22 protein-coding genes are annotated in these 26,197 nt (G+C 60.7%); 15 read left to right on the top strand and 7 right to left on the bottom strand.

Features of this window, described 5'->3' with window-relative positions; all coding sequences use genetic code 11:
* Positions 1-256: 256 nt before the first annotated feature.
* From BOH68_RS08280 to BOH68_RS08270, 3 genes are all read left to right on the top strand, one after another.
* Complete coding sequence (locus BOH68_RS08280; RefSeq protein WP_077376386.1) at positions 257-1,087, top strand: ATP-dependent zinc protease family protein; 831 nt, start codon at positions 257-259, stop codon at positions 1,085-1,087.
* A 99-nt stretch (positions 1,088-1,186) separates the two neighbouring features.
* Positions 1,187-2,749, top strand: a complete 1,563-nt coding sequence (locus BOH68_RS08275; RefSeq protein ID WP_077376389.1) for an inactive transglutaminase family protein — start codon at positions 1,187-1,189, stop codon at positions 2,747-2,749.
* A gap of 1 nt (position 2,750) precedes the next feature.
* Positions 2,751-3,767, top strand: a complete 1,017-nt coding sequence (locus BOH68_RS08270) for an alpha-L-glutamate ligase-like protein (protein WP_258038263.1) — start codon at positions 2,751-2,753, stop codon at positions 3,765-3,767.
* A 74-nt stretch (positions 3,768-3,841) separates the two neighbouring features.
* Here BOH68_RS08270 and BOH68_RS08265 read toward each other — a convergent pair whose 3' ends face one another.
* Positions 3,842-4,498, bottom strand: coding sequence for a DUF1826 domain-containing protein (locus BOH68_RS08265; RefSeq protein WP_258038264.1), 657 nt, complete (start codon positions 4,496-4,498; stop codon positions 3,842-3,844).
* Between the two features lie 353 nt (positions 4,499-4,851).
* Between BOH68_RS08265 and BOH68_RS08260 the strand changes: the two genes are divergently transcribed.
* From BOH68_RS08260 to BOH68_RS08220, 9 genes are all read left to right on the top strand, one after another.
* Positions 4,852-5,319, top strand: coding sequence for a Fur family transcriptional regulator (locus tag BOH68_RS08260; protein ID WP_077376395.1), 468 nt, complete (start codon positions 4,852-4,854; stop codon positions 5,317-5,319).
* A 59-nt stretch (positions 5,320-5,378) separates the two neighbouring features.
* Complete coding sequence (locus BOH68_RS08255; RefSeq protein WP_077376398.1) at positions 5,379-6,716, top strand: dihydroorotase; 1,338 nt, start codon at positions 5,379-5,381, stop codon at positions 6,714-6,716.
* Positions 6,717-6,792: 76 nt separating this feature from the next.
* On the top strand, positions 6,793-7,932 hold the full coding sequence (locus tag BOH68_RS08250) for a metal ABC transporter solute-binding protein, Zn/Mn family (protein ID WP_170877423.1): 1,140 nt from the start codon (positions 6,793-6,795) through the stop codon (positions 7,930-7,932).
* A 115-nt stretch (positions 7,933-8,047) separates the two neighbouring features.
* Positions 8,048-8,878, top strand: a complete 831-nt coding sequence (locus BOH68_RS08245) for a metal ABC transporter ATP-binding protein (protein ID WP_077376403.1) — start codon at positions 8,048-8,050, stop codon at positions 8,876-8,878.
* A 78-nt stretch (positions 8,879-8,956) separates the two neighbouring features.
* Positions 8,957-9,781: a metal ABC transporter permease gene (locus tag BOH68_RS08240; protein ID WP_077376406.1), complete on the top strand. Its 825-nt coding sequence runs from the start codon at positions 8,957-8,959 to the stop codon at positions 9,779-9,781.
* 123 nt (positions 9,782-9,904) lie between these two features.
* Positions 9,905-10,351: a phosphoribosyl-AMP cyclohydrolase gene (hisI, locus tag BOH68_RS08235; protein ID WP_374700414.1), complete on the top strand. Its 447-nt coding sequence runs from the start codon at positions 9,905-9,907 to the stop codon at positions 10,349-10,351.
* A gap of 67 nt (positions 10,352-10,418) precedes the next feature.
* Positions 10,419-10,694: a membrane protein insertion efficiency factor YidD gene (gene yidD / locus BOH68_RS08230; RefSeq protein WP_205632688.1), complete on the top strand. Its 276-nt coding sequence runs from the start codon at positions 10,419-10,421 to the stop codon at positions 10,692-10,694.
* A gap of 112 nt (positions 10,695-10,806) precedes the next feature.
* The gene (locus BOH68_RS08225; protein ID WP_077377345.1) at positions 10,807-11,208 is read left to right on the top strand and encodes an MbcA/ParS/Xre antitoxin family protein; all 402 of its coding nucleotides are present in this window, start codon (positions 10,807-10,809) and stop codon (positions 11,206-11,208) included.
* Positions 11,205-11,915 carry an RES family NAD+ phosphorylase gene (locus tag BOH68_RS08220; protein WP_258038265.1) on the top strand — a complete coding sequence of 237 codons (711 nt, stop codon included), beginning with the start codon at positions 11,205-11,207 and terminating at the stop codon, positions 11,913-11,915. The genes BOH68_RS08225 and BOH68_RS08220 overlap by 4 nt, the downstream gene beginning before the upstream one ends.
* Before the next feature lie 155 nt (positions 11,916-12,070).
* Here BOH68_RS08220 and BOH68_RS08215 read toward each other — a convergent pair whose 3' ends face one another.
* Positions 12,071-12,502, bottom strand: a complete 432-nt coding sequence (locus BOH68_RS08215; RefSeq protein ID WP_077376412.1) for a SufE family protein — start codon at positions 12,500-12,502, stop codon at positions 12,071-12,073.
* Between the two features lie 112 nt (positions 12,503-12,614).
* Positions 12,615-13,883: a tyrosine-type recombinase/integrase gene (locus BOH68_RS08210; RefSeq protein WP_258038266.1), complete on the bottom strand. Its 1,269-nt coding sequence runs from the start codon at positions 13,881-13,883 to the stop codon at positions 12,615-12,617.
* Between the two features lie 328 nt (positions 13,884-14,211).
* On the opposite strand from BOH68_RS08210, the gene BOH68_RS08205 reads away from it, so the two are divergent.
* Positions 14,212-15,177: a DNA-binding protein gene (locus tag BOH68_RS08205; RefSeq protein ID WP_077376415.1), complete on the top strand. Its 966-nt coding sequence runs from the start codon at positions 14,212-14,214 to the stop codon at positions 15,175-15,177.
* Between the two features lie 122 nt (positions 15,178-15,299).
* Here the strand turns inward: BOH68_RS08205 and BOH68_RS08200 are convergent, their stop codons facing one another.
* The 4 genes from BOH68_RS08200 to gorA all read right to left on the bottom strand — a co-directional run bounded on the left by BOH68_RS08200 (position 15,300) and on the right by gorA (position 22,919).
* Positions 15,300-16,700, bottom strand: coding sequence for a PhoH family protein (locus BOH68_RS08200; RefSeq protein ID WP_077376418.1), 1,401 nt, complete (start codon positions 16,698-16,700; stop codon positions 15,300-15,302).
* Between the two features lie 395 nt (positions 16,701-17,095).
* Positions 17,096-19,678, bottom strand: a complete 2,583-nt coding sequence (locus BOH68_RS08195; RefSeq protein WP_077376421.1) for a TRAP transporter permease — start codon at positions 19,676-19,678, stop codon at positions 17,096-17,098.
* Between the two features lie 462 nt (positions 19,679-20,140).
* Positions 20,141-21,124, bottom strand: a complete 984-nt coding sequence (locus BOH68_RS08190) for a TAXI family TRAP transporter solute-binding subunit (RefSeq protein ID WP_217622094.1) — start codon at positions 21,122-21,124, stop codon at positions 20,141-20,143.
* Positions 21,125-21,530: 406 nt separating this feature from the next.
* Positions 21,531-22,919: a glutathione-disulfide reductase gene (gorA, locus tag BOH68_RS08185; RefSeq protein ID WP_258038267.1), complete on the bottom strand. Its 1,389-nt coding sequence runs from the start codon at positions 22,917-22,919 to the stop codon at positions 21,531-21,533.
* A 278-nt stretch (positions 22,920-23,197) separates the two neighbouring features.
* On the opposite strand from gorA, the gene can reads away from it, so the two are divergent.
* Both can and BOH68_RS08175 read left to right on the top strand, forming a co-directional pair.
* Positions 23,198-23,854, top strand: a complete 657-nt coding sequence (gene can, locus BOH68_RS08180) for a carbonate dehydratase (RefSeq protein ID WP_077376424.1) — start codon at positions 23,198-23,200, stop codon at positions 23,852-23,854.
* 735 nt (positions 23,855-24,589) lie between these two features.
* On the top strand, positions 24,590-26,185 hold the full coding sequence (locus tag BOH68_RS08175; RefSeq protein ID WP_077376429.1) for an ABC transporter substrate-binding protein: 1,596 nt from the start codon (positions 24,590-24,592) through the stop codon (positions 26,183-26,185).
* Positions 26,186-26,197: the final 12 nt, after the last annotated feature.

The following is a 26,197-nucleotide window of genomic DNA, read 5'->3' as shown; positions in this document are numbered from 1 at the left end:
CAACGCATTGACGTAAGCCGTTCCCGGGCGCACCAGCCGTGGGTGGCGAATCATGGACAGCGACTATCCGGCCTACGTATCATCGCCCTTTGCCACACCTTCAGCGATCGCTGCGAAGACGACGACTGAAGGTGGCCGGGCTCCCTCCCATCATCCACTCGTGCAAGTACGGTGCGAGATGGATGAACAAGAATCATGCAAGGCGAACTCGTGAAGACGAGATCGTCAGCAAGGCTGAACAGGAACCCTCTTTATCATGCTGATCCGCAAGCTGCTGCTGCCCGTGTCATTGTCCAGCGTCATCGTCATGGCAGGTTGTGTTCCGGCGCAACCTCAGCCCCCCAAGCCGGTCTTGACCCCGGAGGCCTTCTCGCAACGCATCGATGCCCTGGAGAGCCAGATCGCCGGGCAATGCGACGTCCAGCAACAACAGCTTGTCGAGCAGCGCGAACTGAACCGCTCATTGCGCCGCGACATGCGGGAAGTCGGCAGCCAATTACGCCGCATGCATGCCGAAATGGAACAGCCGGCAGCTCCGCAGGTGGTTCAGGCCTGCAAGACCGCCTCTGAAAACCCGATCATGGACAAGACGCTGCTCGGACGTGTCGAGTGGGTCGGCTTTCCGGACATCGGCAGCTATTTCAAGGCGCGCATCGATACCGGCGCGAACACGTCCTCATTGTCGGCGCGTGACATCACCGAGTTCGAACGTGATGGCGACAAGTGGGTCAAGTTCAAGCTGGCGCTTCGCGAGGATGCCAAATACTTCGTCCCCGAGGTGCGCGACAAGTGGGTAGAAGCCAAGGTCAGCCGTACCGTGACCATCGTGCAGGCGTCAGGCCGGGAAGACCGTCCTGTGGTCAGCATGTTGATGACGCTTGGCGACATCAAGCAGCGTGTCGAATTCACCCTGAATGACCGTCGTGATCTGACGTACCCGGTGCTGTTGGGCCGTCGTTTCATGATGGATATCGCAGCCGTCGATGTCAGCCGCACCTTCATCAATCCGCGTCCGGAATTCCCGGGCAGCGCTCCCAGCACCGCCGCTGCCAAGGATCAGGACCCGAATGAAGGAAATCGCGACTGACCCTCGCCCTCACCTGACGTTCACGGATCTCGAACATCTCCACTGACAGGGTCTGGCCGGGTGCCAGACCCTGTGACTGCATAATACTCAAGGACTCCCATGTCGCGTTTCTCCTTTTACCTGCTGGTCGGCCTGCTGATGCTGATTGGCGTGGGCCTGACCGCCTACCGCCATATTTCCTTCGATGTGCCCTGGGTGCCGGGTGCACAACAGAAAGTCTGGGATATCGAGGCCCAGGTCGCCTTCACGGCAACGGGCGGTCCGGTCAAGGCATCGTTGGCGCTTCCGGAAAATCAGAAAGGCTATAGCGTCCTGACCGAGAACACGGCCTCCTCCGGCTTCGGGTTGTCGTACCTAGATGATCTGCCGGGCCGTCGTGCTGAATGGTCGATCCGTGAGGCCGCTGGCTCCCAGCTGCTGTATTACACCGTGACCATGCTGGAGTCCGACAACGCGACGCCTGCTGCCATCAAGCGCCTGCCGGCGCCTCAGGAAGTGTCCTGGGAACGTCCCTATGATACGGCTGCCGCTCAGGTGATCGAGCAGGCGCGCACCCGCAGCGCCGACTCCTTCACCTTCGCCCGTGAACTGATCAAGCAGTTCGACAATCAGCGTCAGGGTGAGAACGCGCGTCTGCTGCTGACCCAGTTCCAGCGTCCGGTGCTGATGCTGCGTCTGCTCAATGAAGCGGGCGTGAGCGCACGCCTGGTCAGTGGCTTGAGCCTGGAAGACGGACGCCGTCGCCAGAACGTGAGCTCCTGGCTGCAGGTCTTCGCCGAGACACCTGACAGCAATCAGGCTGTCGAGATCGACTCCCCCGAGGGTGAGAAGCTCAACACTGACTGGGTGCTGATCAACCCCGAGACCGGCAAGCAAGGTGAGCCTGACAACCTGCTGCTGTGGGAAGGCCGCGGTGCCCCGATGCTGGAAGTGGAAGGTGGCGTCAATTCCCGCGTCAGCTTCTCGATGATTCGCCACAACGAACCGGCCGCCGTCGCGGTTCGCAACAAGCTGGCCAATGACGAGCTGCTCAACTTCTCGATCCACTCGCTGCCGCTGGAAGAGCAGGCCCTGTTCAAGACCATTCTGCTGATCCCGATCGGCGCACTGGTCGTCGTGCTGCTGCGAGTGCTCGTGGGCCTGAAGACTTCCGGTACCTTCATGCCGGTGTTGATCGCCCTCGCCTTCATCCAGACCAGCCTGATCACCGGCTTGATCGGTTTCCTGCTCATCGTCGCCACCGGGCTCGTGATTCGCAGCTACCTTTCGCGGCTCAACCTGTTGCTTGTCGCCAGGGTCTCGGTGGTGATCATCACGGTGATCGCGATCATCTCGATCTTCTCGGTACTCGCCTATCGCTTCGGCCTCAATGCCGGCCTGACCATCACCTTCTTCCCGATGATCATCCTGTCCTGGACCGTCGAGCGCATGTCGATCCTCTGGGAAGAGGAAGGCCCCAAGGAAGTCCTCAAGCAAGGTGGCGGTAGCCTTCTGACCGCCGTGCTGGCCTATCTGGCGATGAACAATCCGTGGGTGCGCCACCTGACCTTCAACTTCCTGGGTCTGCAGCTGGTGCTGATGGCCTTCATCCTGCTGCTGGGCAATTACACCGGCTATCGTCTGCTGGAATTGCGTCGCTTCAAGCCGCTGACGGAGGATTGAGATGCTCGCGTCATGGATGAATCGCTGGTCGCGCAACTGGACCACACCGGGCGCCCTGCGTGCCCGGGGGGTTGTCGGCATGAATCGCCGCAACATCGGCTATATCTCGAAGTACAACGACCGCCGCCTCTACCCGCTGGTGGATGACAAGCTGCAGACCAAGCTGCTGTGTCAGAAGTACGGTCTGGCCTCGCCGGAGATGATCGGCAAGGTCACCAGCCAGTTCGAGGTCGAGCGGGTCGTCGACATGGTGCGCGATCACGCAGGTTTCGTGATCAAGCCGGCCAAGGGCTCTGGCGGCAAGGGGATCCTCGTCATCGAGCACCATGATGGCGAAGAGTATGTGAAGCCCAGCGGCGCGCGCATCACGCGTGCCGACATGGAGCGCCACGTCTCCAACATCCTGTCAGGACTTTATTCGCTGGGCGGCTCACCGGATGTGGCGCTGGTCGAAGGCTTGATTTCCTTCGATCAGGCCTTCGCCGAGTTCACCTATGAAGGCGTTCCCGACATTCGGGTCATCGTCTTCAAGGGCTATCCCGTGATGGCGATGATGCGCCTGTCGACGGCAGCCTCGGATGGCAAGGCCAACCTCCATCAGGGGGCGGTCGGTGTCGGGCTGGATATCGGGTCAGGCTGGGCCGTGCGCGGCGTGCAGTATGATCGCCCGCAGTTCGCCCACCCCGATACGGGACATGACATCTTCTCGCTCAAGGTACCCCAGTGGGATACCCTGCTCGAATTGGCCTCGGGCTGTTACGAGATGACGGGACTGGGCTATCTGGGCACGGACATGGTGCTTGACCGGCGCCATGGCCCGATGCTGCTCGAGCTCAATGCCCGACCGGGCCTCGCCATCCAGATGGCCAATGGCGAAGGACTGCGCAAGCGTCTCGAGCTGATCGAACGTCAACCCGATGGCGTGCCTGTCGCGGAACGGGTAGCCTTCGCCCGCAAGCACTTCGCGCGCAGCAAGGAAGACGTGGCCAACGTCGGAATGGCCCCCATTCCTGAATGATGGCGTGACCGCAGAGAACAACGCCCCGTGACACGCGAGTGTCACGGGGCGTTTGCGTTCGCGGGACGAGACCCTCAACCGGGGTCCATGCTCAGCATCAGGCGGCTACCGGTCGGCACGACTGGCGAGCGATGGATCAGACCATGCCCCTCATTGCCGGGCCAGCATTCTCCCTTGAGCAAGGCCAGGCTTCCCGGGCGCAGCTCCCGAATCTGTTCCGGGTCCCGACAGATGTCCCGGTGTCCGGCAACGCCATGCCCCAGAGCCAGGCGATCGGCGGCCTGCTCCGGCAACCATTGCGTTCCGGGACCCTCATAGGTCGTCACCAACCGGACCGGAATGCGATCCACATGAAAGCGTGGGCACATGGCGCTCTGGGTCATTTCCAGCCGCATGCCGATATCCTGCACGTCGAACAGCTCGCCGATGGCCTCTCCCAGCACATAGATATCCTCTATCAGCGCAGCCCCGGCATCCGGTGCGGGTAGGTAGCGCTCCAGCGCCTCACGCAGGTCATTGATAGGCCCGCGCCAGCGCATCCGCAGCGGGTAGGCACCCGAGGACTGAGCCTTGACCGCCATTTTCAATGCCGCATCGATGCGGCGCTGCATCACGGCCAGCGTCACCTCCGGACGAAAGATCTCCCCGAGATCCAGCGCCTTCTCGCCGATGTGCCAGTGTGGTGTTGCCGAATCTTTCGAACCGCTCGCCGTGACAGCTGACTGGGCCAACCTGCCGCCCTTCGCAGGCCGGGAAGCCGATGGTGTGTCATGAGAAGTGATCGGAGTGATCGGAGTGATCGGAGTGATCGAGTGCATGGTAAGCGCCTCGGTGGGTAGGCAAGAGGGAAATCACGCTCGTTATTGTTATGTTATAACATGTCTTTGTTGTGCAGTGACAACACTCTACCTTGCCGCTATCTGACAAGCCTGAGTCTGCATATGGCCCGAGACCGCCCAAATGCCCTAGAATAAGAGTCTGTTCATTGAGGTAACACGCTGATCTGATTCACTCTCAACGTGTCACTGGCCTCTCGTCATCCCGGATTCTCGATCCTCAGAATTCCCGACACCCAGGATTCTTCATGCCCGAGCAACTTTCGCTGATCGACCAGGCTGAACGCCAATGCCTGAAGCGTGGCGTGCGTTTCACCCCGATCCGGCGACGTGTGCTGGAATTGATCGCCAACAGTCATGGCGCACTCAAGGCATACGACCTTTTGGATCAGCTTGCCAAGGAACACGGTGCCGCCCGCCCGCCCACGATCTATCGCGCGCTGGATTTCCTGATCGAACAAGGCCTAGTCCATCGCATCGAATCGCTCAATGCCTTCCTTGCCTGCCACTGTCCCGAGCATCAGCACGGTTTCCAGCTGCTGATCTGCCGTGGTTGCGGGAGAGTCGAGGAGATGCACGACGATGATCTTGGCACTCGCCTTCTCTCCAGTGCAGATCGCCATGGTTTCACGATCGAACGCCAGACTGTCGAACTTGAGGGGCGTTGCCAGAAATGCGCCTCTCAGGTCGCTGACATGGTAGAAACCGCTCAGTGAATGGCGCTTGCGAGCGCTTTTGATACGATATAACATTTGCTTCCCACGGAGGACGTCACATGCTGGACATCCGCATTTCGCAGGCACAGGTCGTCAATGAAGGCACCATTTCCACTCTGGATGTGGGCATCAAGGACGGGCGTATCCATGCCATCGGCAGTGATCTCTCACATCTGGACGCGCGTGAAGTGATCGATGCTGCCGGCCGCCATCTGCTGCCGGGCATGATTGATGATCAGGTGCATTTCCGTGAGCCCGGCCTGACCGCCAAGGGCAATATCGCCACCGAGTCGGCCGCCGCCGTCGCCGGGGGCATCACGACCTTCTTCGACATGCCCAACGTCAAGCCGGCAACCCTGGACAGCGATGCGCTGGAGGCCAAGTTTGCCGTGGCGGCCGGCCGTGCGCATGCCAACCACGCCTTCTATCTGGGTGCCAGCAACGACAACCTGGAAGCGATCAAGACGCTGGATCCGAATCAGACCTGCGGCATCAAGATCTTCATGGGTGCCTCGACCGGCAACATGCTGGTCGATGATCCGGAGATTCTCGAAGGTATCTTCAAGCATGCTCCGACGCCCATCGTCACGCATTGCGAAGACACTCCGATGATTCTGGAGAACGAGGCGCGCTGGCGTGAGCGTTTCGGGGAAGACGTGCCCTTCTCCGAGCACGGTCTGATCCGTTCTCGCGAGGCCTGCATCAAGAGCTCACGCCTGGCGATCGACCTGGCCACTCGCAACGGCACCCAGCTGCATGTCCTGCACCTGACCACCGCTGAAGAGATGGCGCTGTTCAAGCCGGGCCCGATGGCTGGCAAGCAGATCACCGCAGAGGTCTGCGCGCATCACCTGTGGTTCAGCGATGCCGATTACGACACGCGTGGCAGCCTGATCAAGTGCAACCCGGCCGTGAAGACCGCCGAAGACCGTGCCGCCCTGCGTGCCGCCGTGATGGATGGTCGCATCGACATCATTGCCACTGACCACGCGCCGCATACCTGGGAAGAGAAGCAGAACCCCTACTTCAAGGCGCCTTCCGGTCTGCCGCTGGTGCAGCATGCCCTGCTGTCACTGCTGGATCAGGTTCAGGACGGCATCTATGACCTGGAAACCCTGGTACAGAAGACCAGCCACAACGTCGCGGATCGCTTCTCCATCGTCGATCGCGGCTATATCCGTGAAGGGGCGTTCGCGGATCTCGTGCTGGTCGACCTGAATGGCGAGACCAGCGTCACCCGTGACAACGTGCTCTACAAGTGTGGCTGGAGCCCCTTCGATGGCGTGACCTTCAAGGCACGCATCGATGCGACCTTCGTCAATGGCGTGAAAGCCTATGACGGCAAGACCGTCAACCCGGTGGCCAACGGCCAGCGTCTCTCGTTCAACCGCGGCTGATGGTGGTCCTGGCGTGTCGATCTTCGGCACGCCTTGCCCGCATCATGCCGTGATCACTAGCAAAGGAAGTGGTGTCATGAGTATGCATGCGGGCTCTCCCCTGGCCTCTCGCCAAGTGTTCTGCGAAAAGCTGCTGTCCCGGATCCAGCGCACGCTGGGTTCGCGGGCTGCGCGTAGCCTGCCGTTGAGCGTGCTGGGTGCGCTTGCCGTTCTGGCAGCCCCCAACGCGCAAGCCGAAGACAGTGCGCCACTGCATGTCGCCGTCAGCGTGCCGCCCATCGAGTGGATGGTCGATCAGCTGGCCGGGGATCATGTCGAGATCACGACACTGGTCAAACCGGGCAACAGCCCGCACACCTATGATCCGACCCCTCGCCAGGTGGCCGAGTTGTCGACGGTTCCCCTCTATCTCGCCATCGGCGTACCCTTCGAGCAGGTCTGGTTGCCGCGTCTCGAGAAGAACAATGCCGAGATGCAGGTCGTGCATCTGGAAGAGGGTCTCAACACGCGCCATTTCGGCAGTGAAGACGCTCATCATCATGATCACGGCTCCGGCCATGACGAGCACGCGGGTCATGATGAGCATGAAGACCACGCAGACCATGCAGAGCATGACGAGCACGGCCATGAAGGCCACGCAGATCATGACGAGCATGGCCATGAAGACCACGCGGATCATGACGAGCACGCGGGCCATGATGAGCATGAAGACCTCGGCGAAGCCGACCCTCATCTCTGGCTGGATCCGCAGCGAATGCAGACCGTCGTCGAGCGCACTGCCAAGGTATTGGAAGCCCAGCTGCCTGAACATGCTGGTGAAATCGATGCCAATGAGCAGCGGCTGCTCAAGACCCTGAATACGCTGGACACGCAGATCGCGCAGGCGCTGGCACCTTACAAGGGTCGCAACTTCCTGATCTTCCACCCCAGCTTCGGCTACTTCGCGGATCGCTACTCACTCGCGCAGCATGCCATTGAAGTCAGTGGTCGTGAGCCTACACCACGCGAGATGGCCACTCTGGTCACACGTGCCAAGGATGAGAACATCGGCACCATCTTCGTCTCGGGACAATTCTCCCAGACGGCCGCCAAGCGCATCGCCAGCTCGCTGGATGCCGAAGTCGCCGTGCTGGACCCGTTGGCCGAGGACTATCTCGAGAATCTCAAGCGTGCCACCGAAGCACTGAAAGCAGGCTTCGAGCGGACCGACAGTTAGTAATTTCTGGCCAGGTATTGCGCATGCGGCACGATCTTGCACAATGCTCTGCCCCATAAAAAAGTCAGACGGGCGCTCACGCGCCCGTCTGCGTTGCAAAGAGGTACCTCTCGTCATGGCCAGCCCCATCTCCGTCGCGCGCCGGCGCCCGGACAGCCATCCGGATGCACCAGCCACCGGGCGCAGTGTCGGTCCGGTATTTCGCCCGGTCCCGGCGGATGCACCGGATGCCATCGATATTCGCGGCGTGACCTTTCGTTATGGTGAGCAGGTCATTCTCGACGATGTCGACTTCCAGGTCGGCGCCCGCGAGATCGTGGGGCTGATCGGGCCCAATGGAGGCGGCAAGAGCACCTTGCTCAAGCTGGTGCTTGGCCTTCACAAGCCGGCAGCTGGGTGTGTCCGAGTGCTGGGGCGCACTCCCCAATCTGCCGCACGCCATATCGGCTATGTGCCACAGTTCGCCAATTTCGTGAAGCGCTTTCCGATCCGGGTGGAAGACGTCGTGCTGATGGGACGCCAGGGACGCAAGCGTCAATGGGGCCCCTGGCCGCGCGCGGATCGTGAGGCGATCGGTGCGGTGCTGGAGGAAGTCGGTATCGGTCATCTGCGCCGTCGGCATATCGATGCCCTCTCCGGCGGTCAGCTGCAGCGTGTCCTGATAGCCCGGGCACTGGCGGCCGAGCCGCAATTGCTGTTGCTGGATGAGCCCACCGCGAGCGTCGACAGCGATGGTGAGCGTTCATTGTTCGAGCTGTTCAATCGGCTGGCCAATCGCATGAGCGTCGTGGTGATCAGTCATGATCTCGGCTTCATCAGTGATTATGTCGACCGGGTGGCCTGCCTCAACCGCAAGATGATCGTCCATGACACCGAGACGCTGACCGCCGAATCGATCGAGCGGCTCTACGGTGAACACGTCCAGATGATTCATCACCATCATTGATACGGTGGCCCGTGACAGGCTGCCTGGCGGGTTTCATTTCTTTCACGGCGCCTGCCCCGCGCTCTAGGCTTACAACACATGAATTTCATCACCGCCCTGGGCAGCCAGGACTTTCTTCAGAACGCCCTCTTCGCCGGCCTGTTGGCAAGCCTCGCGGCGGGCCTGGTCGGCCCCTATGTCGTGGTACGCCGCATCGGCTATCTGGCAGGCGGCATCGCCCACACGGTGCTTGCCGGCATGGGGATCGCCTACTTCATGGGGGCCAGCCCGCTCGTCGGTGCGTTCATCAGTGCCATCCTCGCGGCATTGCTGATCGGCTATATCAGCCTCAAGGGGTTTGATCAGGAAGACACCGTCATCGGTGCGCTGTGGGCCATCGGCATGGCCACCGGCATCCTCTTCATCAGTCAGACACCGGGCTACAAGGTCGATCTGATGAGCTATCTGTTCGGCAATCTGCTGCTGGTGCCCGCAGACGCCATCGGCACCCTGGCCTGGATGGTGGGCGGGCTGGCACTGGTGCTGCTGGTCGTGCACCGTCCACTGACGGCCGTGATCTTCGATGAAGAGTTCGCTCGCCTGCGAGGAGTGCCGGTCAAGACGCTCTATCTGCTGTTGCTGGTGCTGGTCGCCATTACCGTGGTGCTGTTGCTGCAGGCCGTCGGGCTGATCATGGTGCTGGCATTGCTGTCACTGCCAGCCGCGCTAGCCGGCCATCATGCGCGCTCACTGGGCATGATGATCGTGATCGCGAGTCTGGCGGCCATGGCCTTCACCACCGGTGGTCTGGCGCTTTCCTGGCAGTTCGATCTGCCTGCCGGTGCCACCATCGTACTGGTGGCGGGGATCGCCTATCTGGTCTCGCTGATCTGGCGTAGCGCCCGTGGCGGTCTGCGCCGCTGAGTCGCGGCTTGTTACACTGAGACTTCTTGAGATCTGGCCTCCGAACCGAAACGCTGCAACCTGCGCAGTGAACGTCGCGGCGGGGCCAGTCTTCGATACAGCTTCTGCAAGGATATGGATTCAATGGCACAGGATGGACTGCTCAAGTCGCTGGAAAATGCCGACGTCGGCGAGAAGGTCGCGCTGGACAACCTGATGGCTGCCCTGCCGTGGAATGGCGACGGGTTGATTCCTGCCATCGCCCAGCAGCATGACAGCGGCGAGATACTGATGATGGCGTGGATGAATGCCGAGGCGTTGCGCGAGACGCTGACCACGGGACGCGTGTGCTACTTCTCGCGCTCGCGCAGCAAGCTGTGGCGCAAGGGCGAAAGCTCCGGTCAGCAGCAGCATCTGGTCAGCACCCACCTTGACTGCGACGGTGACACCCTGCTGGTCAAGGTCGATCAGACCGGCCCTGCCTGCCATACCGGACGCAAGAGCTGCTTCTACTGGCGCCTTGACGCCGAAGGCGCAGAGATCACCGATGCACCGATCATTGATCCCGACACGCTGTATGGCAACGCCTAGGTCAGGTCAACGAAACCCCGATTCCCGCCCTGCTCGCGGCTCGCTGTCGCGCGCTATGACGGCTGGCATGACGCGCCTGCTCACCGGCCTGCTGCGCGGCTATCAGCTGGTGCTCAGCCCGCTGCTGGGGCCGCGTTGTCGCTTCTATCCCAGCTGCTCCAGTTATGGCCTCGAGGCCATCAAGGTGCATGGGCCGCTCAAGGGGTGCTGGCTGACAGCCAGACGCCTGTCACGCTGTCATCCCCTCGGTGGCCCCGGAGGAGTGGACCCCGTGCCACCACGCAAGGAGTCATCGTCAGACTGCTGCGCGGGCAATGACCGCGACTCAGGCCCCACGCCCTGATGGTGTCGCACGCTCCTGCGAGCTGATTTACGCATGTGAAGTGAAGTCGTGATATACTTCACATGTGAAAGGCGTCATGTGCGATGCCATCGTCAGTCAGCAGGAGAGCGCCATGTCCACCGCAACCGCCGTCGATCGTGTGTCCCCGACCAGCCCCAGCGCGGGTCGCGTTGCCCTCAAGTCCTTCTTCAACATCATGGAGAAATGGCAATGCAGCGCTGCCGATCAACGCGTGCTGCTCGGCGGCATCGGCACCACCACCTATCACAAGTACCGCAAGCTGCCGGAAGTCCGCCTGCCCAATGACACCCTGGAGCGGATTTCCTATGTGATGGGGATTCACAAGGCGTTGCGCATCCTGTTCAGCAACACGCCTGAAATGGCCCATGAATGGGTGCGCCGCCCCAATCGTGCCGCTCCCTTCAATGGGCAGAGCGCGCTTGACTACATGCTGGCCGGGCAGGTGGTGTCACTGGCCGACACCCGTCGTTATCTCGACGGAGTGCGTGGATGAGCATGAGCGCCCTGCCCCAACCTGCCCTGACACTGCCTGACTGGCAGAACGCCTGGCGCGTCATCTCCAGCGCCTTCCCGCCCATCTCGGTGTTCGAGGATATTCTCGAGCCTGATGAGCTGGAGATGGCCTTCGCCATCGAGGCGCTGACCAATGATCGTCTGCGCGAGGAGGCCGGCGATCTTAACCGTGTCGCACCCGAGGATCGCATCAGCGGGCCGGGCTCCACACCGGTGATGGCGGCCTTCACTCACATCGGGCGCGCATCACGTTTCACCGATGGCAGCTTCGGCGTCTACTACTGCGCCAGTAGCCTGGACACCGCCATCAGCGAAACCCGCTTTCACATGGCACGCTTTCTGGCTGATACCGCGCAACCCAGCCAGGAAATGACGATGCGCAGTTACGTCAATCGCGTGACGCAACCCTTGCACGACATTCGCCAGGGATACGCCGAGCTATGCCAGCCGGACACGGCCAGCTACCCGGCCGGCCAGGCTTTCGCGGCGAAGATGAGAGATACCGGCAGTCATGGTCTGCTCTACCCCAGCGTCCGCCATGCCAAGGTTGAGCCCGATGCCGAATGCGCGGCCATCCTGCGTCCACCGGCGGTCAGCATCCCCATCCAGGGCCCCCACCTGCGCTACGTCTGGGATGGTCAGCAACAGGCCATGACGCATGTGCTGGAGGTCAAGGAGCACCGCTGAGCCTGTGACGACACTGCGAACCTCCCGCTGGGTCCAGTCAGCGCGTCATGGCAATGACAATCGCAATGCCAAAGACGCCCGCCATGCCGATCGAGATGTCTCGATCGGCATGGCGGGCGTCTTGGTTATCGTCAGGCCTCTTTTCTCGCCAGGCGTCAGGCGTTGGTGTGCAGCTCGGCAACACCGTATATGCGCTTGAGCATTGCATGCAGACCATTGGAGCGTGTCGGCGACAGGTGCTTGTCGAGGCCAAGCTCAGCGAGGAAGGTCGGCTGAGTGGCGACGATTTCCTGCGGCGTCCGGTCGTTGTAGATGCGCAGCACCACAGCGATCAGGCCTGCCACGATGGCCGCATCCGAGGTGGCCTGGAAGTGCAGACGCTGCTCGCTGCCTTCACCACGTACGTCAGGATGAATCCAGACGTTGGACTGGCAGCCGTCGATCTTGGTCTCAGGCCCCTTCAACTCTTCCGGGTACTCCGGCAGCGCCTTGCCCATGTCGATGATGTACTGATAGCGGTCCATCCAATTGTCGAAGAAGCTGAATTCCTCGACCAGTTCCGCCTGGGCTTGTTGCGCGTCGCTCATGCTGACTCCCGATGATGTCACTGAAGAGTGTCTGAAAATATGCTGTCGGCCATGATAACGCCTGACTCCGACGGACGCACGGGAGGCGTGAGGCTTGGCGCCATGCCAGCAGTCACACCTCCTCCTCAGGGGTAGCCGTCGTCGTCGCCAGCGAGTGCCTTGCCATCTGCTGCTGCCACTCGCCGTCTTCGGCATGCAGGTAGCGAGAGGTGGTATCCAGCCGTGAGTGTCTGGCGGAGCGAGACAGGAAACGCAGCTCTACCCCGGCTTGCGCCTGATGGGTAATGGCGGTGTGACGCAGCCAGTGCGGGCTTGCCTGGTCGAGCGTGCGTGCCATCAGCTCGCTGGCGTCGCCGGGGTGCTCCGTTCGCTGGCGCATGTCGTGGGCGGCCTGGGTAAACGTCTGCTTGATCAACCGGTAGAGCTGATTGTCGCCCAGAGGGTTCGTGCCATCCAACCGCGCGAGCAGAGGCAGTGACTCATCAGCGGGCAGTGCCTGTGGCAAGTCACTCAGTCCACGCAGGCGTCGCCAGCGCACCAGGGCCTCGAGCATCGGGGGCGGCAGCGGGATCTCGGCCAGCTTGGCGCCCTTGCCTATCACTCGCCACCACCACTGGCCTTCCCGCTTGATGATATCCCCCATTCTCGCGGCGGCCATCTCGGCGATACGCGGCGCCATCAGGTAGGCAAACGCGAACAGAAACCGCTGGCGCTCCGCGATGAATCGCTCCCGCGACACCTCGCGCTCGAGAGAGGCGCTGCCGGCTGTCGGTACGTGACAATGCACCGCATCACAGCGCGCCTCGATACGCCCCCACAACCAATCCCATAGCGGACGCTCGAGATAGCGCTCGATGCGCAGCGTGCGATTGTCCATGCGCCGCTTGTCACGCATCAGCCGGAAAGGATTGCGCGCCAGATAGCCGGCCTCGATCAACCAGGCATAAAGCCCCTGCAGGATCACCAGACTCTGGCGGCGGCTGGCCGGAGCCAGCGGACCGCGAAAGGGTCGCCACTCGGGGTGCCTGCGGGAACGCACACTGCCAATCCAGACCTCCGCTGGCTGAGGATTGGCCAGAAAGGCCTCGAAGTGCTCGAGCCGCTCACGATCCAGACTTGCCAGGGCGGCGCCTCTCCCCTGCTCACCTTCCGCCCTTAGCCACAGAAGCAGACGCTCTGCTTCCTTGCGATAGGCGCGCAGGGTCTGCGGGCTGTGGCGATATTCATTGAGCCACGCCGCCACGGCCTCAATGTCCGTCTGCGCCTTGATGAGTGCAGCATTGCCACTCTGCGTGACGGCTGCAGTGCTGGCGGTATTGGCCAGCTCGCCCTCAAGGCGGCCGATCAACGCGGCCATGCCACCGTGTGCGCCCTTCTCCACTGTCTCGACTCCTGTCGCGTTGCCTGGGGGCTGATTGTGACGTTACGCCCATGATAATTCAAGATAAGGCGCGTAATCATGAATTATGGCCATCGATGGTAACGTAAATTACGTATTACGTAATATGTAATTATCTTTATTCCAAGCAGACGAGCCGCTACAATGACGCTAAGCGGTCAGAAGCCTGCCTAAAGGGGAGCCCGCGAGAGCACAGGGAAGATTTCTTGTGCATATCACGCAGAATCCTGACCAATGGAGTGGTAGTGAACGTCACTTCGTGGCGTAATGGCCGCTGAGCATCAACTTCAGAATACGGACGGAGATTCCCATGGCGCGCATTGGCGTCCAGTACGAGGATGTACAACGAGCGATAGAATCCTTGATGGCACGTGGTGAAGCGCCCAGCGTGCAGAAGATTCGGGAAGTGCTGGGGACCGGCAGCTTCACCACCATCAGCGATCATCTGCGCGAATGGCGCCAACGTCGCGCCGAGAAACGTGATGAGCCTCTGACCCAGGCGATGCCGGATAGTCTGACGGAGACACTGGCCACGGTATGGAGTGAAGCCCAGTCTCTGGCTAACGAGAGCCTGGCGCACTATCGGCAGGAAGCTGACCGCCAAGCCGAGGCAGCCCGTGAGGCCGAGGCGCAGTCACAGCGGCGCGCAGAGGATGCGGAGCAGCGGCTCAGCGCACTCACGGAGCAACTAGCGGGAGTACAGGCGCGTCTCGAGGAGCGCGTGCAGACACTGGCGACCTTGACCAGTGAGCGCGAACAATGGCAGCAATTGCAGGAGAAGCTCGAGAAGCGCCTGACGCTTGCCCAGGAAGATGTCACCGCACTCGAGCGGACACGCGAGCATGACCATGAGCGTCATCAGCAGCTGGTGCAGCAACAGGAAAGCGAATTCAAGGAGCGCCTGGCGCAGGAAGAGTCTCGTCACGAGGCCAGTGAGACGCGCCTAATGAAGCTGCTCGATGATGCGCGCCTGGAGAAGCAGGAGCTGGACAAGCAGCATCGCCGCCGCCACGAGCAGCTCGAGAAGCGCGTGGAACGCCTGGATGCCCAGACGGCGGAGCAGCGGAAGTTGCTTCAGGAAGAGGAACGTCGTCGCTTCGAGGAAACCACGCTACGACAGCAGCGTGATGTGGAGCTCAAGGATCTGCGCTCTCAGCTGGAGCAGTCCATGGCGGAAAAATCCCGTCTGGAGGCACAGCTGAGCCAGATCACGCATGAAAACAAGTTGCTCAAGGAGCGCCTGGCCTTCGCGCCGCTTCCTCCCTTTGTGTGTTGATGTTCCTGCAACACTCACACCAATGAAAGACGCCACCCTCAGGGGTGGCGCTTCGTTTTGAGGGTGGCGCGTTCCCGCACCTCATGACTCTCATCACACCATGCTCACCATTGTCGAGAAATCTACAGCAGTTCTTCCGCCACCAGTGCCAGACGCGAACGCTCGACACACTTGAGCGTGACGTGACCGGCATGCGGCCAATTGGCGAAGCGTTGCACTGCCACCGCGAGACCACAGGTATTGGCCGTCAGATAGGGCGTATCGATCTGCCCGACATTGCCCAGCAGCACGACCTTGGTGTTGGCACCAGCCCGGGTCAACAGCCCTTTCAATTGTTTCGGTGTCAGGTTCTGGGCTTCATCGATGATCAGAAAGGTATCGCTGAGGGTTCGCCCACGCATGAAGGACGGCGAGCGTATCTGGACACGGTTGCCAATCCAGGCACGGGTGGCCTCCTCGTTCCACGCGCTGGTGCCTTCGCCTTCCTTGCGCAGCAGGTTGTCCATGTTGTCGTGGAAGGCGCCCATCCACGGCGACATCTTCTCTTCCTCGGTCCCGGGGAGAAAGCCGATCTCTTCCCCCATGGCGATCGGCGCACGCGTGAAGATGATACGTTCGAAGCGTTTCTTCTCCAGAGTCTGCTCAAATGCCGCCGCCAGGGTCATGTAGGTCTTGCCTGTCCCGGCACTCCCGGCAATCGAGACCATGTCGACGCTCTCATCCATCAACAGATTGAGCGCGAAATTCTGGCGACTGTCATGGGCATTGACGCCCCAGGCGCTACGCTCGTTGCGGAAATCCTGCAATACCTCAAGGCAGGCGTGATCATTGTCCAGCTCGCGCACGATGGCCTCGAAGCTGGCACCACGATCACAATCCGCGATCAACATTCCCGGATACCAGTCCTTGGGCATCTGGCCGGCGAGGGTGTAGAAGGTGCGATGATTCTCGCGACTGACGGTGACATCCACTTGCAGGTCATCCCATACGCCCTGACCGTCAGGCCCAGCCTCGTGATAGAGCTTCACGCCCTCGATCATGGCATCGCTGTCACTGAAGGCGCGATCCGTCAGATAGTCCTCGACGGCCATGCCCAGTGCCGCTGCCTTGATGCGCAGATTGATGTCCTTGGTCACCAGGATGACAGATGCATCCTGACTGCGCGCCGCGAGACTGCGTGTCTCGGCAAGAATGCGGTTGTCGGCGCTTGCCTCGCTCTGATCGATGCTACCGGAGAGAAAATGAAGATTGCCGGCGCCATTCAACGAGCCCGGCAGTGGAATACCGCGCAGAATCTCCTGTGGTGTGATGTCGGCGGTGAGATCAGACAGGGTGCGACTGATCTGGCGAGCAGTGTGGGCAATTTCCTTGTGGCCATTCTTGTGCTTGTCCAGCTCCTCCAGCACCGTCATCGGAATGACGACATCGTGCTCGTCAAACTGGAAGATGGCGGAGGGGTCGTGTATCAGCACGTTGGTATCGAGGACGTACAGACGACGGGACTGCTTCTCGACTCTTACCATTGGCGACATGCCTTCCGTTGGGGTGTGCCCTTTGAAGCTATCACGCCGAATATGTCGAAGATGTTTCAATTTGGCGCTCGATTTCACGCACAGGGTGCTGACAGGTCACGCAACGCAGGCGCATAATCTGTCCCCGGCTATGCTGGCCGCACTCTCATCTGCTATCTGTCACGGGCCATGTTGCCGGCCTTCCGGCCGAGCATCTCGTGCAGCCATGAGCACGCAGCCACTGGACTCTCTCCACTTTTCATTTGCCAGACATCCCCTGCCGCAGATCGTCAGCAGGAGCGCTGCGGAAGGACAGATGAAAAAAACCGCCCCTGACGATGTCAGGGGCGGTTTTTCATTGGCGAGTGCACAACGTCACGGGTCTCGATCGTTCAGACCTCGAAGCATCAGGCAGTGACGCTTTCGCGACGGCGACGGCGCACCTGCAACCAGCCGATCAACCACAACAGCACGATGGCTGGCAGCATCGCGATTTCCTTCGGTGGACGTTCAGCGGTCTGCTGGATGCCATCGATGGTGAAATCGAAATCGATACCGGCCTGCTGTGCCACGCTACCGTATTCCACCATGCTGACCAGCACCTGCTTGTCGCTGATATCCAGCGTCAGACCGACATCGCTCAGGCGCGCTTCGCCACTGTCGGCATCCGACACCGGCAGCAGCACGGTCTTGGAGACCTCATCGCCATCCAGATTGATCCCTGACACATGAATCGGCAGCTTGCTATCGACCGGCGCCTCCTCCATCAGGGTCTCGATCTGCTGCGGAGCCGCCATGATGACTGGCGGATAGACCATGTCCCACCAATAGCCCGGACGGAACAACGTGAAGGTGATCAGCAGAAGACCGATGGTCTCGTACCAGCGGGTACGCGTCAGCCAATAACCTTGCGTGGCCGCCGCGAAGACCAGCATCGCCGCGACCGCCGAGGCGATGGTGATCGCCAGATGCCAATAGCTATCGATGTTCATCAGCAACAGGTTGGTGTTGAAGATGAACATGAAGGGCAGGATCGCGGTGCGGATGTCATAGGTGAAGCCCTGGATACCGGTCTTGATCGGGTCTGACTTGGCGATGGCCGCCGCCGCGAAGGCGGCCAGACCCACCGGTGGCGTGTCATCTGCCAGTATCCCGAAGTAGAACACGAACAGGTGCACGGCGATCAGCGGCACGATCAGGCCGTTCTCGGCGCCCAGATTGACGATGACCGGCGCCATCAGCGTGGAGACCACGATGTAGTTGGCCGTGGTGGGAAGCCCCATGCCCAGAATCAGACTGATCACGGCAGTGAAGATCAGGATCAGCATCAGGTTGCCTGCCGAGATGAACTCGACGAATGCCGTCATCTTGAGCCCGAGCCCGGTCAGGGTCACGGTACCGACCACGATACCGGCCGCCGCCGTGGCGACACCGATCCCGATCATGTTCTTGGCACCGATGACCAGACCATGGAACAGGTCCTCACCGCCACGCTGGGTTGCCCCCCCCAGATTGCCTTCCTTGCGGAAGATCGCGACCAATGGGCGCTGGGTCACGGTGATGAAGATCATGAACAGCACCGCCCAGAAGGCGGAAAGCCCCGGCGACATGCGCTCGACGGTCAGACACCACACCAGCACCACGACCGGCAGCAGGAAATAGAGACCGACCTTGACCGTCGGACCCACCGGCGGCAATTCATCGATGTCCCCTTCCTCCAGCGGAGGGAAGCAGGCGGAATAAGCGATCAGGCCGACATAGGACGCCAGCAGCAGCGGCAGCACGATATAGATCGCACCATCACCCGCCAGACCCTTGATCCAGCCGATACCGTAATAGACCACCAGCGTGAGCACGCCCATGCCGATGAAGACGGTCAGGAAGGTCAGCATCGAAGCCATCAGGCTGGTCTTGTGAGTCCGCTTGAGGCCTTCCATGCCGGCCTTGCACGCCTCCAGGTGCACGATGTAGATCAGCGCGATATAGGAGATCAGTGCAGGCAACAAGGCATGCTTGATGACATCCAGATAGGGGATGCCGACATATTCCACCATCAGGAAGGCGGCAGCGCCCATGATCGGAGGTGTCAGCTGGCCGTTGGTGGAGGCTGCCACCTCGACGGCGCCTGCCTTGGTGCCAGGGAAGCCGACCTTCTTCATCAACGGGATGGTGAAGGTCCCGGTGGTCACGACGTTGGCGATGGAAGAGCCGGAAATGATCCCCGACAGGCCAGACGCCACCACGGCAGCCTTGGCCGGTCCGCCGCGCATGTGACCGAGCATCGAGAAGGCCATGCGGATGAAGTAGTTGCCGGCACCGGCGCGTTCAAGCAAGGCGCCGAACAGCACGAACAGGAAGACGAAGTCGGTGGAGACACCCAGCGCGACACCGAAAACCCCTTCCGTGGTCAGCCACTGATGCCCGAGAAGCTTGTTGAGACTGGCCCCGGCATGCGCGATGACATCGGGCATGTAGGCGCCAAACAGACTGTAGAGCAGGAAGACGGTGGCGACGACCGCAAGCGGCGGCCCGAGCGCGCGACGGGTCGCTTCCAGCAGCAACAGGAGGCCGATGCCCGAGAACACGAGGTCCGTCGTGGTATAGGCACCCGCTCGTCGCGCCAGTTCGTCACTGAAGATGAGCACGTAGGCCACGCCTGCCACGGCGAATATCGCCAACGCCCAGTCATATAGAGGAATACGATTGGCGGGCGCGCCCTTGTAAGCGGGATAAGCCACGAACGCCAGCGAGATGGCGAAGCAGAGATGGACGGCTCGCGCGGTGTCGGAGTTCAGCAGCGACAAGGGCGAGGCGTGATAGAGCTGGAAAAGAGACCAGGCAAGCGGGATCAACCACATGAAATGGCGCCCCACGAAGCCTTCCGGATGACGCCCGCCGACCTCCGATTCGAGCATCTTCTGCACTTCTGCATCATGATCCGTCTCGGCGCCAGGCGCAGAGGACGGCGGTGAAGATTGAGTTTTGGTCATTTTTTATGATCCGATCAACGCGAGTCAGGCGATGACTGGCAGGCATCATCAGGAAACGGCATCTACGTCTACCCGCCATGTTCCCGACCCAGGATGACGCTGCACAGCCACATGCTTATCAAGCAGGTTACATCTTCAGTATGTCCGGCCTGACGGATGTTTCCATTAATTGGCTGAATCAGGACGATATTTCCTGACTCAGCGCCGAGCGACGCTCGGGGTACCACCTTTCCCACCTGCTCACCGCTCAGACCGACAGGGATGGATCATGCGCCTTGCTGTATCACCAGACCCGCCGGCGGCAGCCATCCATTGGCCATGCAGGAGCTGCGACTCATGAGGACGACGAGTCACGAAGGTGAGGTCTTTACAACGGTTCCTGCACAAGCACGGAGACCGCAACATGTGCGGTCTCCGTGGTGAAGCCTGGTCAGCCTGCGACAGGCAAGCGAGTCAACCGCATCACTCGCTCAGCAGGCCCGCTTCCTTGTAGTACTGCTTGGCGCCATCGTGCAGCGGAGCTGTCAGCGATGCACTGACCATCTCTTCCTTGTTCAGCACCTGGAAGGCCGGGTGCAGACGCTGGAACTGATCGAAGTTGTCGAACACGGCCTTGACCACCTCATAGGCGACACGATCTTCCACTTCGGTGCTGGACACGATGGTGGCGCGCACCCCGAAGGTGGTGACGTCGTCATCGTTGCCGCGATACATGCCGCCCGGGATGGTGGCGACCGAGAAGTACGGCTTCTCGTCGACCAGCTTGGTGACCGCGTCGCCGGTGACGTTGACCAGAGTCGCGTCACAGGTGGTGGTGGCTTCCTTGATGGAACCGGACGGGTGACCCACGACATAGACGTAGCCGTCGATCTTGTTGTCGCACAGCGCGGAGGACATCTCAGAAGCCTTGAGCTCGGATGCCACCGAGTAGACGCTGGTATCCTTGTCCTGGGAAGACAGCAGGGTGTCGATGGTGGAGCGCTGACCGGAACCCGGGTTGCCGATGTTCATGCGCTTGCCTTCCAGCTGATCGAACTCGGTCACGCCACTGTCCTTGCGGGCAACGACGGTGAACGGTTCCGGGTGCAGGGAGAACAGGGAGCGCAGTTCCTTGTTGGGGCCGAAGTCCGCGAAGTCACCTTCGCCTTCATAGGCGTTGTAGTGGGCATCTGACTGAGCGACGCCCATGTCCAGCTCACCGGTACGAATGCTGTTCAGGTTGTAGCCTGAACCACCCGTGGACTCGACGCTGCAACGAATGCCGTGTTCCGCCTTGCCACGATTCACGAGGCGGCAGATGGCACCACCGGCCGGATAGTAGACGCCGGTGACACCGCCGGTGCCGATGGTCACGAAGGTCTGCTCCGCGGCGCTGGCGCCACCGGAGATCCCCATCAGGCCAAGACCTGCGGTCGCGACCGCCGCTGTCAACGACTTCTTGATCATGGTCATCTTGAAACTCCCTTTGCTGGCTTGTTATTGGTGTTGCCGTCTTGCATCCCGGCTGAACACTGCGAAGGAGACAACCTGATCACCGCATTGCATGACAAGGTTGATATTTCAGCAACTTGTGGATGCTCGACGCTGAGATGAGATTAGCATAGCTGATGTCTCTGGTACGTAACGGAAAAGCTTTATGCTACGAAAGGTGTATGCGCCGGCAAGATCATGTGGTGACCTGAACTGGCAGACAAGAAATTCACTGGTCAAGCGCCCTTCGCGCACAAAAAAAGCCCCGCGGTGATGCCGCGAGGCGTTTTTTTCAATCTGGCGATCGCTGACGAATGTCAACGAATGGTAACGCTGCCCATGGAATAGCCCAGAGCTTCCTCACCGTCGCCTGCATGAGGCGTCAAGTGCGGGTCACGCTGCGCATGGTCACGAATTCTTCGGCAGCGGTCGGGTGGATACCGACCGTCAGGTCGAAGTCGGTCTTGGTCAAGCCAGCACGTACGGCAATGCCGATGCCCTGCATGATCTCGCCTGCCTCATCCCCCACCATGTGGACGCCGACGACCTTGTCGGTTGCATCATCGACGATCAGCTTCATCAGACTGCGCTCGTCACTGCCGGACAGCGTGTGCTTCATCGGGCGGAAATCGGCGGTGTAGACACGGATGCTGTCGAACTTCTCGCGCGCCGCTTCCTCGCTGAGGCCGACGGTGCCGATGTTGGGGTGACAGAACACGGCCGTCGCGATGGTGTCGTAATCCAGGCCACCGACCACGCCATCACCGAAGTGTGCGCGAACCAGATGCATGGCCTCTTCCAGCGCGACCGGCGTGAGCTCCGGCCCGCCGGTGATGTCACCGAGTGCCAGGATGGAGGGGGTGGTGGTCTCGAAGCGCTCATTGACGCGCACGGTACCGTCGGCATTCAGCTCGACATCGACATTCTCGAGCCCGAGATCATCGATGTTCGGCTTGCGACCGGTCGCGGCGAGAATGCAGTCGACTTCCAGCACCTGGCCATCGCTGAGGCTGACCTGATAGACATCGCCCTGCTTGTCGATGGACTGCACGGTGGTGTTGAAGTGCAGGTTGACGCCCTTCTTGGCCATCTCGTCGCGCGTGAAGGCGCGCACTTCATCGTCAAAGCCCCGCAGGAACAGCTCGCCGCGATAGCTCAGATGCGCCTCGGCTCCCAGGCCATTGAAGATGCTGGCGAACTCGACGGCGATGTAGCCGCCGCCAATGACGAAGAAGCGCTTGGGGAACTGCTCGAGATCGAAGATGCGGTTGGAGTCCAGCGCATGCTCACGGCCCGGGAAGTCCGGCAGGAAAGGCCAGCCACCGGTAGCCACCAGAATCTTCGCGGCGGTATAGCGCTTGCCGTTGACTTCGACGGTGTTGGCATCGGCGATCGTGGCACGGCCGTCGATCAGCGTGGTGCCGGAGTTGTTGAGCATGTTGCGGTAGATGCCGTTCAGGCGCGTGATCTCGGCGGTCTTGCGATCTCGCAGAGTGGCCCAGTCAAACCGGGGAGCCTCGCCGATGTTCCAACCGAAACCTGCGCTGTCCTTGAAGGAATCATGGTAGTGAGCCGCATAGGAGTAGAGCTTCTTCGGCACGCAACCCACGTTGACGCAGGTGCCGCCGAGATAGCGATCTTCCGCGACGGCAACGCGTGCACCGGTGGCTGCGGCAGTACGCGCTGCACGCACACCGCCGGAACCGGCGCCAATGACGAACAGGTCGAAGTCAAACTGGCCTGTCACAGGCTGTTGGGTCTGATCGGACACGGGAATCTCCTTGGTAAATTGGCCACATGGTATCAGGAGTCATGCCCCTCGGCAGCCCCATGACGTGGGCCGCGGTCATCCGCCATCGTGACTGCTGGTTGACCCTGCAGGTCATCGCGCGGTAAAAATACCAATGATGTTAGACAAAAGTTACAACATGCGCCGCTCACGATGGCCTGCGATGTTGACGTATTGCATTGCAGAGGGCCTGGCGGCGGCAAGCATGTCTGTACAACATCTTCCCCTGCCCCGTCATCCTGATAAGTGGTCCCCTCGCCATGAGCAATATTGAAAAGCTGTTGGAGCAGAACAAGGTCTGGGCCAAGTCCATGACCGAGCGCGATCCTGACTTCTTCAAGCGACTCTCCGACCAGCAGAATCCGGACTATCTGTGGATCGGCTGTTCCGACTCACGCGTCCCCGCCAACCAGATCATCGATCTCCCGCCGGGTGAAGTCTTCGTTCACCGCAACGTCGCCAACCTGATTCACTACAACGACATGAATGCGTTGTCCGTGATCCAGTACGCCGTGGATGTCCTCAAGGTCGAGCACATCATGATCGTCGGCCATTACGGTTGTGGTGGTGTACGCGCTGCCATCACCGGCGGGGACAACGGCATGGTGGACTACTGGCTGCACAGTCTGCGCGAGCTCTACAACCTGCATCACGCCGAGCTCAAGGACTTGCCGCTGGACGAACAGGTCGACCGCATGTGTGAGCTGAATGCGCGTTCTCAGGTACAGAACCTGGCGCGTACCAAGATTCTCCAGCGTGCCTGGGAGCGCGGTCAGAATCTGCAGATCCACGGTTGGGTCTATGGCCTCTCGGATGGTCGCGTCAACAACCTGGAGTGCACCATCAGCGGTCTCTCCCAGGTGCCGAACCTCTATCGGGTTGACCGCCTGACGCCTGTCGCCGGCAGCAATGAGTAAGTGAAATGAGTAAGTGAGCAGGCGCACCCTGCTCTGCCTCCACGCCTGAGGCTTCTCGGCTCGTCAGCGGTGCGCGACCCACACGCCTTCCTTTCGGGAGGCGTGTCACGTTGCAGCGTTGATTTCGGGTGTATGACGCCCGCGAGACTGCGCACAACGACTAGACCTTAGTCGCGAATCAAGCCTCGCACCAGAACGGTGCGCCTCATCGTTTCCTTCCAGGCAATCTCGGATTCCTCGTCCGGGAACACCGCCTCGTCAAGAATTTCCCCGCCGTCATCTCCGCAAGACAGGCTCCGTCGTCTGCCCGACTCGCGAGAGGACACGATGGCGTGGCTCTCTTGCCACCTTTCGATGAGCAAGGATGCATATCGCCATCAAGCCATTGAATTGAATAAGAATATCCCTTCAACCGCCTTTGTCGGAATGCTATCACCAGTCACGCTTTCCCCACGTGACACAGGCAAGAGACTTAACCAACCGTCCTGAACGACACTTGCCATCGTCCAACGAACGCCATGCAAGACGCCCTTGCCTCGTGATGCACCAGCAACGTGTGTGTTGCGCTTTTGTCGACACCGCTATTCACGGCCTGAATCTGGCTAGTCAACATTTCGATTGTCTCTGTGCGGCGTGTCTCACTACTGTGAAAGCGCATCCTTGCGTGTCGCCCTGAGGGAGACAACGCGAAGAGAGCCACAAGAACAACCAAACATCACAAGCAAAGGGAAGCTCATGACCCGTCAGAATGCCTTCCAGTCCCTCTTCCAAAAGAAGACCCTGTGCGCGCTGATCGGCAGCGCGACATTGGCCATGGCGACACCAGCCCTGGCCGAAGATGTCACCTTGCGCATGGCCTACGACGCAGACCCGGTCACGCTCGATATCCACGAGCAACTCTCCGGCGGCACTCTGCAGCTGTCGCACATGGTCTATGACCCGCTGATTCGCTGGAACAAGGACCTGGGCTTCGATGGCCGTCTGGCCAAGAGCTGGGAGCGTGTCGATGACAACACCATGCGCTTCCATCTGCGCGAAGGCGTCAAGTTCCATTCCGGCAATGACTTCTCCGCCAAGGATGTGGTCTGGACCATCGAGCGCCTCAGGAAGAGTGCTGACTTCAAGGCCATCTTCGCACCGTTCACTGACGTCAAGGCAGTGGATGATTACACCGTGGATCTGGTGACCGACAAGCCCTTCCCGCTGGTGCTGAATGCCGCGACCTACATCTTCCCGATGGACAGCAAGTTCTATTCCGGCGAGACCGAAGACGGCAAGGCCAAGGATGAGATCGCCAAGGCCGCCAACACCTTTGCCTCACGCAACGAGTCCGGTACCGGCCCCTACAAGGTCACCGACCGTCAGCAAGGCGTGAAGATCAGCTTCGAGCGCTTCGAGGATTACTGGGATACCGAATCCCCGGGCAATGTCGACGACATCGTGCTGACGCCGATCAAGGAAAACGCCACCCGTGTCGCGGCGCTGCTCTCCGGCGACATGGACTTCATCGCGCCGGTACCGCCGACCGATCTGGAACGCATCCGCAAGCAGGACGGCGTGCACCTGGTCGAGATGGGCGGCACCCGCATCATCACCTTCCAGATGAACCAGGAACGTGTCGAAGCCTTCAAGGACAAGCGTGTCCGTCAGGCGGTCAACTACGCCATCAATCAGGAAGGCATCGCCCAGAAGCTGATGAAGGGCTTCGCGACCCCCGCCGCCCAGATGTCGCCGGATGGCTATCAGGGCCATAATCCTGAGCTGACACCGCGCTATGACGTGGCCAAGGCCAAGGAGCTGATGAAGGAAGCGGGTTACGAGGATGGCTTCGAGATCAGCATGATGGCGCCCAACAACCGCTATGTGAACGACGCCAAGATCGCTCAGGCCGTCGCTTCGATGCTGGCCAAGATCAACATCACGGTAGACCTCAAGACCCTGCCCAAGGCCCAGTACTGGCCGGAATATGATGCACGTGCGGCCGACATGATGATGATCGGCTGGCACTCGGATACCGAAGACAGCGCCAACTTCTTCGAATTCCTGACCTTCTGCCCGGATGCCGACAGCGGTGTCGGTCAGTACAACTCCGGCAACTACTGCAACCCGGACGTCGACAAGATGGTCACCGAGGCCAATCTGGAGACCGACACCGAGAAGCGCGCCAAGATGTTGCAGGCTGCCGAGAAAGCCGTCTACGACGATGCCGGCTTCGTGCCGCTGCACTGGCAGAACCTTGCCTGGGGCGCGCGTGATGGCGTCAACATCGAGCCGGTCCTCAACGTGATGAACTTCCCGTACCTGGGTGATCTGGTCATCGACCAGGACTGATCCCACGCCGTG

Origin of the sequence: Cobetia sp. MM1IDA2H-1 (assembly GCF_002916775.2) — a bacterium.
In the GTDB taxonomy this organism is placed as follows: domain Bacteria; phylum Pseudomonadota; class Gammaproteobacteria; order Pseudomonadales; family Halomonadaceae; genus Cobetia; species Cobetia marina.
This window is presented reverse-complemented; position numbering and strand designations above follow the sequence as displayed.